Source organism: Streptomyces nanshensis, assembly GCF_001751255.1.
In the GTDB taxonomy this organism is placed as follows: Bacteria; Actinomycetota; Actinomycetes; order Streptomycetales; family Streptomycetaceae; genus Streptomyces; species Streptomyces nanshensis_A.
Window position 1 is genome coordinate 22235 of the sequence record NZ_LJGW01000138.1, and the last position, 14277, is coordinate 36511.

General features: G+C 72.3%; 7 protein-coding genes and 1 pseudogene. 1 reads left to right on the forward strand and 7 read right to left on the reverse strand.

The features are described from left to right. Positions 1-49: 49 nt before the first annotated feature. Positions 50-1237 (reverse strand): SLC13 family permease, encoded by a 1188-nt coding sequence (locus AN218_RS08045; protein WP_244900343.1) that lies wholly within the window; start codon positions 1235-1237, stop codon positions 50-52. A gap of 93 nt (positions 1238-1330) precedes the next feature. Between AN218_RS08045 and AN218_RS08050 the strand changes: the two genes are divergently transcribed. Then, entirely contained in the window at positions 1331-7336 is a 6006-nt protein-coding gene (locus AN218_RS08050; RefSeq protein ID WP_070016070.1) for a WD40 domain-containing protein, read from the forward strand. Positions 7337-7372: 36 nt separating this feature from the next. Here AN218_RS08050 and AN218_RS08055 read toward each other — a convergent pair whose 3' ends face one another. From AN218_RS08055 to AN218_RS36515, 6 genes and pseudogenes are all read right to left on the reverse strand, one after another. Beyond that, positions 7373-9022: an NCS1 family nucleobase:cation symporter-1 gene (locus AN218_RS08055; protein ID WP_079131924.1), complete on the reverse strand. Its 1650-nt coding sequence runs from the start codon at positions 9020-9022 to the stop codon at positions 7373-7375. A gap of 127 nt (positions 9023-9149) precedes the next feature. Further along, positions 9150-10151, reverse strand: coding sequence for a TIGR03842 family LLM class F420-dependent oxidoreductase (locus AN218_RS08060; protein ID WP_070016071.1), 1002 nt, complete (start codon positions 10149-10151; stop codon positions 9150-9152). Between the two features lie 28 nt (positions 10152-10179). After that, positions 10180-11586 carry a dihydropyrimidinase gene (gene hydA / locus AN218_RS08065; RefSeq protein ID WP_070016072.1) on the reverse strand — a complete coding sequence of 469 codons (1407 nt, stop codon included), beginning with the start codon at positions 11584-11586 and terminating at the stop codon, positions 10180-10182. Further along, complete coding sequence (locus tag AN218_RS08070; RefSeq protein ID WP_070016073.1) at positions 11583-12923, reverse strand: aspartate aminotransferase family protein; 1341 nt, start codon at positions 12921-12923, stop codon at positions 11583-11585. Before AN218_RS08070 ends, hydA begins: the two co-directional genes overlap by 4 nt. After that, positions 12923-13765, reverse strand: a complete 843-nt coding sequence (locus tag AN218_RS08075) for a nitrilase-related carbon-nitrogen hydrolase (RefSeq protein ID WP_070016074.1) — start codon at positions 13763-13765, stop codon at positions 12923-12925. Before AN218_RS08075 ends, AN218_RS08070 begins: the two co-directional genes overlap by 1 nt. A 229-nt stretch (positions 13766-13994) precedes the next feature. Then, a pseudogene (locus AN218_RS36515) lies at positions 13995-14277 on the reverse strand (hypothetical protein); the annotation flags it as partial.

Sequence of the window (14277 nt, forward strand, 5' to 3'; positions counted from 1 at the left end):
ACGGGAGTTGAGCCGGTCGCACGGAGAGGCGGCGCGGACGAGTCCTCCCTCAGACGAGGGCGAGCACCGCCGTGGACGCCAGCGTCGCCGTCGTCGCCAGCACGAACCCCGTACCGACGAAGCGCCCGAGGGGGATGCGCGTGCCGTGCGTACGGCACCGCTCGAACCACAGCAGGGTCGCGAGCGAGGCCCACGGCGTGACGAGGGGACCGACGTTGGTCCCGATGAGCAGCGCCAGCAACTGGTGCTTGTTGCCGACCGGTACGGCCGCCTCCCCCGCGAGATAGACGGGGAGGTTGTTGAGGACGTTGGAGAGCCCGGCGCCGACGCCCGCCGAGCGCAGCATGCCCGCCAGACCCCCGTCCGAGCCGACGGCGGCGGTCAACAGCTCATGCAGACCATGGGCGTTGACGGTCTCCACGACGAGGAACATCCCCGGTACGAGCATCAGCAGCCGCCAGGGGACGAGCGAGAGCCGCAGATCCGCCCGCCGCCGCAGCGCGAAGGCCGCGACGACGACGAGCGCCGCCGTCAGCGAGGCCGACCACAGCGGGACGTCCGCGACGAGGATGGCCAGCAGGAAGCCTGCGCACGCCAGCGCGCACACCCGGAAGAGCACCGGGTCGGACGGGCGCAGCGGCTCCGGCGGTATGTAGCTCTCGGAGCCGCGGCGGCCACGGCGCCAGTAGAAGCCCCACAGACAGGCCATCGTGACCAGGATCGAGGCGAGTTGGGGCGCGCCCATGACGGCGGCCATACCGGCGGGCGACAGGGCGACGCGGTCCGCCGCGAGCAGATTGGTCAGGTTGGAGACGGGCAGCAGCAGGCTGGCGGTGTTCGACAGCCAGACCGTCGTCATCGCCAGCGGCACGGCCGCGATGCCCACGCGGGTCGCCAGCGCGAGCATGACGGGCGTGAGCAGCACCGCCGTCGTGTCCAGGTTGAGCGTGATGGTGGTGACGGACGCGAAGAGCACGCACAGCCCGAAGAGCAGCGCGTAGCTGCCCTTGCCGGTGCGGGCGACCCAGGAGGCGATGGCGTCGAAGACCTGTGCCTTGCCGGTCAGTTCGGCCATGACGATCACCGTGGCGAGGAAGACCAGCAGCGGACCGACGCGGGTCATCGCGTCCTGCGCCGGACGCAGGGGCAGCAGCCCGGTGGCGACCAGGAGGAGACCGCAGACCAGGAGCCCGGCCGCGAGCCAGTCCAGTGGATGCACGCTCTTCAGGATTCGCACGGCCACAGAATCGCACACGTGCCGTGAGGGCGGCGTCGCTGCCTGTCGTACCCGAAGGTGCCCGGCACGGCCCTCGCCTCCTACGATGCTCCCATGGCGAACAACGGGGAACTGGTGGGGCAGGCACGGGACTTGGACTTCTTCATCAGCTACTCCCCCGCGGACGAGCAGTGGGCCGCGTGGATCGCCTGGACGCTGGAGGAGGCCGGATACCGCACGGTCATCCAGGCGTGGGACTTCGTGCCCGGGACGAACTTCATCGACTTCATGGACCGCGGCGTCAGCGACTCCGTCGCCGTCATCGCCGTGCTCTCCAGCCACTACGAGCGCTCGACGTACGGGCGGATGGAGTGGCAGGCGGCGCTGCGCGCCGAACCGGAGGCGCCGGAACGGAAGTTGCTGACGGTACGGGTCGAGGACGTGCCCATCGAGGGGCTGCTCGCGACCATCACCTACGTCGACCTCGTGGGCGTCGACGACACGGAGACGGCGCGCAGCATGCTGCTCACGCGTGTCGGGCAGGCCGTGGAGGGCCATGCGCGTCCGTCGTCGCAGCCGGGCTACCCGGGCGGGAACGGTTCGGGCGGCGCCGGTCGCGCGACGGGACTGCCGGGCCAGCGCGGCGCGCACCCCGGCCCGTACGAACAGCGCGACGGCGGCGACGGGTACGACGGCCGGGACGCCCCGCACGCGGAGAACGAGGGCCGGTATGGAGGCCATGAGGCCGACGCACAGCGCCCGTTGGGCCGCACCGGCTGGCCGGGCCGGCGCCGTCCCGCACGGGCCCCGCTCTATCCGGCGGCCCCGGGCAGCGGCACCGCGCCGCAGGAGACCCTGTCCGTGCTGCATGTGGCGGGGCCCAACTTCGGCCGCGGACGCGAACCGGACACGCTGCTGCGGGAGATGTGGAGCGACCTGGTCGAACTCAAGGACGCCGGGGCGCCGTCACCCGATCTGCTCGTCGTCTCCGGCGATCTGACCGCCTCCGGCAGTCCCCGCGAGTGCGACCAGGCGCTGAACTTCCTCACCGGGCTGCGCTCCCAACTCGACCTGCCGCCGCAGCGGTTGGTGGTCGTACCCGGCACACAGGACGTCAGCCAGGCCGCGTGCCGCGGCTACTTCCACACCTGCGAGGCGGACGAGGTGCCGCCGCAGCCGCCGTACTGGCCCAAGTGGCGCCACTACACCCGCCTCTTCCGCGGGCTGTACCACGGCATGGACACCGTCTTCGAAAGCGACCAGCCCTGGACGCTCTTCCCCGTGCCCGAACTGCACACCGTCGTCGCCGGGTTCAACTCCTCCATCGCCTTCAGCCACCGTACGGACGACCAGTACGGCTTCCTCGGGCGCGACCAGGCCACCTGGTTCTCCGAGGCGCTGCGCACCTACGAGGACGAGGGCTGGCTGCGCCTCGGCGTGGTGCGGCACCCGCTCACCGCGGGACGGCAGCGCCCCGGCGACGCCCCGGGCGGCCCCGGTCCGCTGCGCGACGCCGACACCTTCGCCCGGCTCACCGCGCGCAGGCTGCACCTGGTACTGCACGGTCCTACGGGCGGTCCCCGCACCACCTCCTCGGAGCCCTCGTACGGGCAACTGTCCACGCCCGCCGGTGAGTTGCCGCTCTTCGGCTCCGCCGCCCCGGCCCGCTGCGAGCTGCTGCGCATCGGTCCGCGCGGCGTCACCCGCTGGACGGACGAGGCGGGCGCCGAGCCCGCCGACTTCCCCCTGGAGTGGCGCTCGGCCCACCGGGTCTTCGCCGTCCCCGACGAGCCGGTGCCCGCGCTTCCCACGGCGGCGGCCGAGGACGGCGACGACGACCGTCCCCTCGACGAGCCCGCCGACTCGCTCGCCGAGCGCGTACGCGAGGTGTGCCGCGCACGGCGCGAGGGCGTACGGCTGCGCGACGTGCCCCGGCAGGAGGCGGGCGACATGGTGCAGCTCATGGCGACCTGGCACGAGGAGGGCGTGGTGCGCCAGCAGCGCATCGCGATCCACCCCGGTACGCCCACCGAGGCGGAGATCGACCGCTTCGTCGCACAGGCGCACGCGACGGACACCGGCTCGGAGGCGGAGATCGTCCACGAGGGGCCCGCGCCCGAGCGTCCGCTGCGCGAGCGCGCGAGCCGCCGCGGTGTGCGGGTGCGCAGCTTCCTGGAGTTCCAGGGCCTGCTGGACCTGCGTGCGTACGTCGCGGCCCAGACCGCGAGCCTGGCCGCCGACGACCGCTATCCCCCGGGCCTCTATCTGCCGGGGCGCTACCGCGACGCCGAACGCCCCGAAGGCGCCGAACGCAGCGGCCTCGTCGAGAACATGCTCGATCTGCTCGCCGCCGACCACGGCCGCTTCATACTGCTCCTCGGCGACTTCGGGCACGGAAAGACCTTCGCCCTGCGGGAGTTGGCCCGCCGCATCCCCGAACAGCTCCCGCATCTTACGCCGTTGTTCATCCCGCTGAACACCCTCGACCGCGCGCACAGCCTCGAAGGGCTGGTCGCCGCGCATCTGGCGAGCCACGGCGTCGACACCATCGATCTGCGGGCGCTGCGCTACATGCTGGGCCAGGGCCGCGTCGTGCTGCTCTTCGACGGCTTCGACGAGCTGGTCAACCGCGTCAGCTACGACCGCGCCGCCGACCATCTCCAGGTCCTCCTCGACGCGTCCGTCGACAACGCCAAGATCGTCGTCAGCAGCCGCACCCAGCACTTCAAGTCGCAGGCGCAGATCCTCACCGCGCTCGGCGAACGCGTCGGCATGCTGCCGCGCCGCCGTGTGCTCTCCCTGGAGGGCTTCGGGCCGGCCCAGATCCGTACGTACCTCGGCAACCGTTACGGCGACGAGGAGGTGGCCGCCCAGCGCTTCCGGCTGCTGGAGAACATTCCCGACCTGCTGGAGCTGTGCGCCAACCCCCGGCTGCTGAGCTTCGTCGCGGACCTGGCGCCGGAGCAGTTGCGCGCGGTCGCCGGAGCCGGGCGGGCGCTGAGCCCCGCCGGGCTCTACGAGGACGTCTTCTCCGCGTGGCTCGCCTTCGAGGAGCGCCGCGGCCAGGGCGGTCCCGGCGCCGCCCCCGGGCTGAGCGCCGAGCATCTCTGGGCCGCCGTCACCGCCCTCGCGCAGCGCCTGTGGGAGAGCGGGCGCAGCGCGCTGCGGCTGGACGAGCTGACCGAGACCGTCGCCGAGACCCTCAGCGGACTGGCGGGCAGCAGCGCGATGTCCACACAGGAGAGCGCCCAGGCGGTCGGCGCGGGCACCCTTCTGGCCCGTACGGAGGACGGCCTCTTCCACTTCATCCACGGCTCGGTCGTCGAGTGGCTGGTGGCCCGTGAGGCGGCGGCCCAACTCACCCGCGGCGAGGACGCGTTGCTCGCGGCGCGCCCCCTCACCCAGCTCGCCGTCGAGTTCTTCTGCGACCTCGCGGACCACACGCTGTGCACCGCGTGGGTGCAGGACGTGCTCAACTCCCCCGGCCCCCGTACGAGCGAGGCCGCGCGCGCCAACGCCGTACGGATCATCGACCGGCTGCGGGTGCCGGCCGACGCGGATCTGCGTGCCGCGCGGCTGGTCGGCGAGGACCTCTCGGCCCGCGACTTCTCCGGCGTCGACCTGACCGGCGCCGATCTGACGGACACCAGGCTGCTGGGCACCAATCTCGCCGGGGCCGTGCTGCGCGACGCCGTGCTCGTCGGCGCCCGCCTCGACGAGGCGGACCTGCGCGACGCGGATCTGACCGGGGCGGATCTGCGCCGGGCGCGGCTGACGCGGACGGATCTGCGCGGCGCGCGGCTGGAGGGCAGCCGCTGGATGCGGGCGGCGCTCATCGACCCGGTCACCGACGGGCAGCTCGACGCACCGGAGTTGGCGACGGCGGCGGTCGCGCCGGGCATGCCGGTGGAGGCGGGGCTGCGCCCGTCGGCCGTGGGCGTCCCGTACGGCTTCGACATGCGCACCAGCCGGCTGCCGGAGCCCGTCTCCTACAGCCCCGACGGCGAACTCCTCGCGGTGGGCAGCGAGGACGGCGGCGTGCTGGTCTGTGCGGCGGACACCGGACGGGCGGTGCGCACCCTGCACGGTCACGAAGGACGCGTCTACGCCGTGAAGTTCCGCGCGGGCGTGCTCGCGACGGGCGCCGCGGACGGCGAAGTGCGGCTGTGGGACCCGGTGTCGGGGCGCTGTCTGCACCGTCTGGAGGTCCACCCCGGGGGCGTGTGGCCGGTCGCGCTCGACGCGGAGGGCACCGTGCTGGCCACCGGCGACGCCGAGGGCCTGGTGACGCTGTGGAACGTGACGGGCCCCGACGCCGGAGCCCCGCTGCACCGGCTGCCCGGCCACGCCGCCCCCGTCTACACCGCGGTCTTCAGCCCCGACGGCGGCACGCTCGTCACCGGCGACGCGGACGCCGTGCTGCGGGTGTGGGACACCCGTACGGGACGGTGCACGGCCGAGCTGCACGAACACCAAGGGGCGCTCTACCGGGCGCGGTTCAGCCCGGACGGCACGCTGCTGGCCACGGGCGACCGCGGCGGCCGGGACGGGCAGGGCACCGTACGCGTCTGGGACATGACGGGGACGACGGCGGACGACGACGGCCGTTCCGGGGGCGAGGACGCTCAACCGCCGCGGCTGCTGCACGAGTTGACCGGCCACACCGGCCACGTCTACACCCTCGACTTCCATCCCGCCGCCGCGCTCCTCGTCAGCGGCGACACCGACGGCCGGGTCCGCCTGTGGGACCCGCGCACCGGCGCCGAGGCGGGGACTCCGGAGCGCTGTGCGGGCGGCGTCTACCAGGTGCTCTTCGGCGACGAGGGCCGGCTGCTGGCCGCGTGCGACAGCGCCGGGACGGTACGGATGTGGCGGGTGACGCCCACCGCGGGCGGACACTCCGTCACGCTCCTCCCCCAGCAGCCCGTCGAACACCGCGGCTCGGCCTGGGCCTGCGCCTTCCGTCCCCGTGACCGTCAGCTCCTGACCGTCGGCAACGACGGCGGCGCGCAGATCTGGGACGCCGGCACCGGGCAGGGCAAGCGCATCCTCCGCGGCCACGGCCGCCGCGTGAACACCCTCGCCTTCAGCGCCGACGGCACCGGTCTCGCCACCGCGGGCAACGACGGGACGGTACGGCTGTGGGACGCCCGCACGGGACGGCGCACCGCCGAACTCTCCGGCCGCGGCGACCGGTTGGTCTCCGCGGTCTTCAGCCCGGCGGGCCCCGTGCTGGGCACCGCCAGCAACGACGGCGACGTCTATCTGTGGAACGCCGAGACCGGCGAGTATCTCCGGGAGATCGACGTCGAGACCGACCACACCTGGGCGGAGGCGTTCAGCGGCGACGGCGAACTGCTCGCCACCGCCAACGACGACGACACCGTACGGCTGTGGTGGCGCAGCACCGGAGCGCACGTCACGACGCTGACGCTGCACCGCGGCCGGGTGCGCTCGATCGCCTTCCGCGCGGACGGCGGTCTGCTCGCCACGGGCTGCGACGACAGCCGGGTGCGGCTGTGGGAGCCGTACTCGGGAGGTCTCGTCGCCGATCTCGAAGGCCACTCGGACCGGGTGTACGCGGTGACCTTCTGCCACGGCGAGAGCGCGCTGCTGTCCGCCTCGTGGGACGGCACGGCCGCGATCTGGGAGGACGGTGAGCTGCGGCACGTGCTGCGCGGCCACACCGGACGGCTGTGGACGGCGGCCGCGCACCCCCGGCGTCCGCTGGTGGCGACCGCCGGCGACGACCGCGCGATCTGTCTGTGGGACGCCGGGAGCGGCGAGCGCACCGCCCGTCTGACCGGCCACACCGGACGCATCCACACCCTCGCCTTCAGCCCGGACGGCTCCCGGCTCGCGAGCGGCGGCGAGGACGGCACCGTACGGCTGTGGCACGTCCCCGACGACGCCGAACCGGAGGCCGCACCCGAACCGGTCGCCACCCTGATCGGGGTTCCCGGCGGCTGGGCGGCGCTGACGCCGGGCGGCGGATACAAGTACGAGGGCGATGTGGCGGGCGAGTTCTGGCACGTGGTCGGCATGGCGCGGTTCGCGCCCGGTGAGCTGGACGCGTATCTGCCGGGCGTCCACCGCCTCGCGCTGGACGCGGAGTTGTGACCCGGCGGGCTCGGCCGGCGGGGTGCCGGGCCCGGACTACCGCGCCGCGGGCGGCGGTTCGGCGGCTCCCGCCGGACCGGACCCGTACCCGGACCCGGCCCGCACCGCCGTCGCCGTCGTGCCCACCGCGTCCAGTCCGCCGGGCGGGCTGATCCGCGTCAGCACGACGTACACCACCAGCGAGGCGGCCAGCCCGACCGCCCAGCCGTAGTCCGCGAAGGGCTGGAGGAAGGGGATGAGGCCGTCGGCGGGGAAGGGGCCCTTGCCCTTCGCCGAGTAGGAGCCGCCGACGGCGAGCAGTCCGCCCACCGTGAAGGCCACGACGGCACGCCAGTTCCAGCCGGAGCCGTACCAGTACACGCCGTCCTCGCGGTAGAGGTCGGCGAGCCGCAGATAGGTGCGCCGCACCAGCCAGTAGTCGGCGATGAGGATGCCGGCGACGGTGCCCAGCAGTCCGCCGACCGTGCCGAGCCAGGTGTAGATGTACAGCTCGGGCGTCGCGGTCAGCTTCCACGGCATCATCAGCACGCCGACGACGCCCGTGACGAGCGCGCCCGTACGGAAACTGATCAGCCGCGGCGCGAGGTTGGCCAGGTCGTACGCGGGCGAGACGACGTTCGCGGCGAGGTTCACGGAGATCGTGGCGATCAGCACCGTCACCAGGGCGAAGAGCAGCCCGAAGACGTTGTCGGTCTTCCCGGCGAGCTGCACCGGGTCCCAGATCGACGCCCCGTACACGGCCTGCGAGCCGGAGGTGACGAACACCGACAGCAGCGCGAAGAGCGTCATCGTGGTGGGAAGCCCGAGCGACTGGCCCCACACCTGGGCGCGCTGGCCCGCGCCGAAGCGGGTGAAGTCGGGGATGTTGAGCGACAGCGTCGACCAGAACGCGATCATGCCCATCAGCGAGGGGAAGAACACCGGCCAGAACTCCGGGCCCCAGCCCAGCTTCGAGGGCTCGTCGAGCAGCGGACCGAAGCCGCCCGCCTTGACGGCGATCCACCCCAGCAGCACGAACGCCCCGACGATGACGAACGGCGCCGCCCAGTTCTCGAAGCGGCGCAGGGTCTCCATCCCCCGGTAGATGATGGCCAGTTCGAGCGCCCAGAAGAGCACGAAGCACAGCCACAGCGTCCACGGCTCCCCGCCGATCTTCGACGCCTGCGTCCAGCCGCCGAAGATCTTGCCGAGCAGGATGAAGATGCCCTGCCCGCCGATCCAGGTCTGGATGCCGAACCAGCAGCAGGCCACCGCCGCCCGGATCAGCGCGGGCAGATTCGCCCCGCGCACCCCGAAGGAGGCCCGCGCGAAGACGGGGAAGGGGATGCCGTACTTGGGACCGGCATGGCCCGTCAGCAGCATCGGCAGCAGCACGATCACGTTCGCCAGCGCGATGGTGAACACGGCCTGCTTCCAGTCCATGCCGAGCGCGACGAGGCCCGAAGCGAGCATCCAGGACGGGATGTTGTGCGCCATCCCGATCCACACGGCGGCGAAGTTGTACGTGGTCCAGCGGCGTTGGGCCGTCGGCACCGGATGGAGGTCGGCGTTGGCGAACCGGCTGCCCTCCGGTATCGCGCCGTCGGCCAGCTCCACCCGGCCGTCGGGGTACGTCAGTTCCTCGGCGGCGCGGGGACCGGGCGCGTCCTGCGGGCCCGGTGCGGCGGTGGAAGCGGTCCCGGTCATGGCACACCTCTTCGGATCGGTGCTGTGGTCTTCGGTTGTCCGGCGGTCCCCTGCCGGACCGGCGGCCCGGAGGCCGCCGGTCTCGCCGGGAGGGACACGGGGACGAGGGCGCGCGGTGCGCCCCCGCTCAGTCGTTCAGGGCGGGGATGATGTCGCGTCCGTAGGCGTCGATGACGGCCTCCGTCGCGTCGTGCATCGCGTACACCGCGAACTGGTCGACGCCCAGGTCCCGCAGCGTGCGCAGCTTCTCGATGTGCGCCTCCGCCGGACCCAGCAGACAGAAGCGGTCGACGACCTCGTCGGGCACGAACTCGGTGTCCGGGTTGCCCGTGCGGCCGTGGTGCGCGTAGTCGTAGCCCTCGCGGGCCTTGATGTAGTCGGTCAGCGCCGAGGGCACCAGGTCGGAGTCCTCGCCGTAGCGGGCGACGAGGTCGGCGACGTGGTTGCCGACCATGCCGCCGAACCAGCGGCACTGCTCCCGCGCGTGCGCGAGGTCGTCGCCGACGTAGGCGGGGGCCGCGACGCAGACCGTGACGTCGTCCGGGTCGCGGCCGGCCTGTGCGGCGGCCACCCGTACCGCCTTGACCATCGACTCCGTCAGATACGGGTCGGCGAGCTGGAGGATGAAGCCGTCGGCCTCACGCCCCGCCATGGCCAGCGCCTTCGGCCCGTACGCGGCCATCCACACCGGCAGCCTCCCGTCGCGCACCCACGGGAACTTCAGCGGTGTGCCCTCCACGACGGCCTCCCGCCCCTCGGCGAGGTCGCGGATGGCCGCCATCGCCTCGCTGAGCCGGGCGAGGGTGTTGGGCTTGCGCCCTGCCACCCGCATCGCGGAGTCGCCTCGGCCCAGGCCGCACACCGTGCGGTTGCCGTACATCTCGTTGAGCGTCGCGAAGGTGGAGGCGGTGACCTCCCAGGCGCGGGTGCCGGGGTTGGTGACCATGGGGCCCACGATCAGCCGGTCGGTGTTCTCCAGCACGCGGCTGTGGATGACGAACGGCTCCTGCCACAGCACCGCCGAGTCGAACGTCCAGCCGTAACGGAATCCCTGCCGCTCCGCGCGCCGCATGAGGCCGACCGTGCGGGAGCCGGGCGGGTCCGTCTGGAGTACGAGTCCGAAGTCCATGCCCTGTACGTCCTTTCAACCGCCGGGTTCAGTCGAGGAGTTGGCACAGACCGCGGGGGGTGTACTGCCCGTGCCCCGCGCGTCCTGTGTAGGTGCGCCGGTCGATGACGGTCTCTCCGCGCGAGAGCACCGTCTCGACCTGGCCGGTGATCTGCTTGCCCTCGTACGCCGAGTAGTCGACGTTCATGTGGTGCGTCTCGACCGAGAGGGTCTGCTGCGCCTGCGGGTCGTAGATGACGATGTCCGCGTCCGAACCCGGCTGCAGCGTCCCCTTCTTGGGGTAGAGCCCGAACATCCGGGCCGGCGTCGCACACGCCAGCTCGATCCAGCGGCGGCGCGAGATGTGCCCGTCCAGCACGGCCTGGTGCAGCAGGTCCATGCGGTGCTCGACGCCCGGCATCCCGTTGGGGATCTTGCTGAAGTCGCCGCGGCCCAGCTCCTTCTGGCCGGTGAAGCAGAACGGGCAGTGGTCGGTGGAGACGACCTGGAGGTCGTTGGTGCGCAGCCCCCGCCACAGCGACGCCTGGTGCTCACGCGGCCGGAGCGGCGTCGAGCAGACGTACTTGGCGCCGCCGAAGTCCGGCTCGGCCAGGTTGTCCGTGGAGAGGAACAGATACTGCGGACAGGTCTCCCCGAAGACGGGAAGGCCCTTGTCGCGGGCGGTGGCCAGCTCCGCCACCGCCTCGTCCGCCGAGACGTGCACGACGTACAGCGGCGAACCGGCCACCCGCGCCAACTGGATGGCGCGGTGCGTGGCCTCCGCCTCCAGCAGCACCTTGCGCACCTCGCCGTGGTGGCGGGGGTCGGTCCTGCCCGCGGCCAGGGCCTGTTCGACGAGGACGTCGATGGCGATGCCGTTCTCCGCGTGCATCATCGGCAGGCCGCCGTTGGACGCGGTGCGCTGCATCGCGCGCAGGATCTGCCCGTCGTCGCTGTAGAAGACGTCCGGGTAGGCCATGAACATCTTGAAGGAGGTGATGCCCTCCTCCACCAGCATGTCCATCTCCTTCAGCGTCCCCTGGTTGACGTCGGAGAGGATCATGTGGAACGCGTAGTCGACGGAGCACTGGGCGTCGGCCTTGGCGTGCCAGCGGTCCAGGCCCTCGCGCAGCGCGTGGCCCTTCTGCTGGATCGCGAAGTCCACGATGGTGGTGGTGCCGCCCCAGGCGGCGGCCCTGGTGCCGGTCTCGAAGTCGTCGCAGGAGAAGGTGCCGCCGAAGGGCATGTCCATGTGCGTGTGCGGGTCGACGCCGCCCGGGATGACGTACTTGCCGGCGGCGTCGATGGTGTGCTCGGCGCTCCAGCCCTCGGCGACGCTGCTGCCGGTGGCGGCGGTCGCCACGATGCGGCCGTCCTCGACGAGCACGTCCGCGTGCGTCTCGTCGGACGCGGTGATGACCAGCCCTCCGCGAACGACCGTGCGTGAGTGTGTCATTGGGCGCTCTCCCCTCCCAGCTCGTTGTCGGCGCTGCGCAAGGACTGCTCCAGGATCTCGGCGCCCTCTTCCGCCTCGGCGACGGTCAGGCTCAGCGGGGGCGCGATGCGCAGCACGCTGCTCGTGGCGTGGCCGCCTCCCTTGCCGATGAGCAGCCCCCTCTCGCGGGCGGCCTCCAGCACCAGCGAGGCCGCCTTCGGCGACGGGTCGCCGGTGTGCGGGTCGGCCAGTTCGACGCCGGCCATCAGGCCGCGGCCGCGTACCTCCCGTACGACGCCGAGCCCCGCCGAGGCGGCCCGCAGCCGCTCCAGCAGGAGCCCTCCGACGCGGCGGGCGTTGCCCTGGAGGTCGTGCTCCAGCAGGTAGTTGAGGTTGGCGTTGCCGGCGGCCATCGTGATCGGGCTGCCGCCGAAGGTGGAGATGGAGTTGGCCGGCAGGCAGTCCATCACCTCGGCCCGTGCGACGACGCCGCCGATGGACATGCCGTTGCCGATGCCCTTGGCGAAGGTGAGCATGTCCGGCGGGCCCGCCTGATCGTGCGCCTGCCAGCCCCAGAAGTGCTCGCCGGTGCGGCCCCAGCCCGTCTGCACCTCGTCGCTGATCCACAGGATGCCGTGCTCCAGGAGGACTTCGCGGAACGCGGCGAGCAGTCCGTCCGGCGGCGAGGTGAACCCGCCGACGCCCTGCACCGGTTCGGCGATCAGGGCGGCGACGTCGCCGCCGGTCTGGCCGAGCATGTCCACCAGGTCCGCGGTGCACGCCTCGGTGAACTCCGCGTCGTCCAGGGCCGCGTAGGGTCCGCGGGTGCGTACGCCGCCGTGTACGTAGAGCGTCTGCAGCGGCGAGAGCGTCGTCGGCGACCAGGAGCGGTTGCCGGTGATGCCGATCGCCGAGAAGGACCGCCCGTGGTAGCTGTTGCGCAGCGCCAGGATCTGGTTGGAGCGCCGGTAGGCCGTGGCCAGCAGCAGCGCGGTGTCGTTGGCCTCCGTACCGGAGGTGGTGAAGAAGACCCGGGCGTCGGGGATTCCCGAGAGCGCGGCGACACGCTCGGCCAACTCCACCATGGGACGGCTGAGATAGAGGCTGGAGGTGTGCAGGATGCGCCCGGCCTGCTCGCTGACGGCCTTGGTGACCTCGGGCAGCGCGTGCGCCGTCATCGTGGTGAGGATGCCGCCGAAGAAGTCGAGGTAGCGGTTGCCCTCGGCGTCCCAGACGTGGCGGCCCTCGCCGTGTGTGATCTCCAGCGGCTCGTCGTAGTAGAGCGCGAGCCACTCGGGCAGGACGGCGCGGTGGCGCCGCAACAGCGCCGCCGCGTCGCCGGTGTGCCGGTCGCTCATCAGGGACGCACCAGCCCCTCGTAGGCGTCGGGGCGGCGGTCGCGGTAGAAGGCCCACTGCCGGCGGACCTCGTCGATCACGCCGAAGTCGAGGTCGCGGACGAGGAGTTCCTCCTCCTTGTCGCTGGCGACGTCGCCGACGAACTGGCCGCGCGGGTCGACGAAGTAGCTGGTGCCGTAGAAGTCGTTGTCGCCGTACTCCTCGGTGCCGACGCGGTTGATGGCGGCGACGAAGTACTCGTTGGCGACGGCCGCCGCGGGCTGTTCGAGCTGCCACAGATGGCTGGAGAGTCCGCGGGAGGTCGCGGAGGGGTTGTAGACGAGCTGGGCGCCGGCGAGGCCCAACTCCCGCCAGCCCTCGGGGAAGTGGCGGTCGTAGCAGATGTAGACGCCGACCCGGCCGACCGCGGTGTCGAAGACGGGCCAGCCCAGGTTGCCGGGCTTGAAGTAGAACTTCTCCCAGAAGCCCGGCAGTTGGGGCAGGTGGTGTTTGCGGTAGGTGCCGAGCACGGTGCCGTCGGCGTCGATGACGGCGGCGGTGTTGTAGTAGAAGCCGGGCGAGGCGATCTCGAAGACCGGGACGACGACGACCATCCCCGTCTCACGCGCCACGTCCTGCATGCGCCGCACCGTCGGCCCGTCCGGCACGGGTTCGGCCCACTTGTAGTGCTCGTCCTCCTGCACCTGGCAGAAGTACGGGGCGTTGAAGACCTCTTGGAAACCGATGATCCGGGCGCCCTGCCGCGCTGCCTCCCGCGCGTGCTGCACATGCTTCTCGATCATCGACTCGGTGTCGCCAGTCCAGGTCGCCTGCACGAGGGCGGCGCGCACAACGTCGGGCATGAGCAGCTCCTTTGCCGGGAGGTCAAGGCCATTCGACACGCGTAGATCTCACGTGAGAATGTGACCGTAGGTCGGGTCTCGCACGGTGGCAAGGGCATCTGCGCCACGTCGCCCGTTCGATCTCCTCCGCCGCGGACGGTCGCCCGCGGTGCCGCGTCGCCGCGTGCACCGGTGTTCACCAGGTACGACGAGAGACGGCCGCCCGCCGGCCCGTGCACCGGCCGACGCGTCACAGCGCCTCCGGCACACCGGGAACTTCGGCGGTCCGCAGGGCGTCGGCGACCCGCAGGCACTGCTCGCGCGAGACGGCGCGGGCCGCCTGCAGGACGAGTCCGACGAGCACCGGCGGCTCGGCCCGCGCGACCTGCGCGGCACCCGCGGGCGTACGGGCGCGGATCACTGCCGCCAGCAGCCAGATCGCCTCCCGTGTGCAGCCGGTACGGTGCAGCGCGAGCGCGGCCTCGGCGAGTTCCTGCGGCGGGCGGGAGACGCCCTGCCGCAGCATCCGCCCG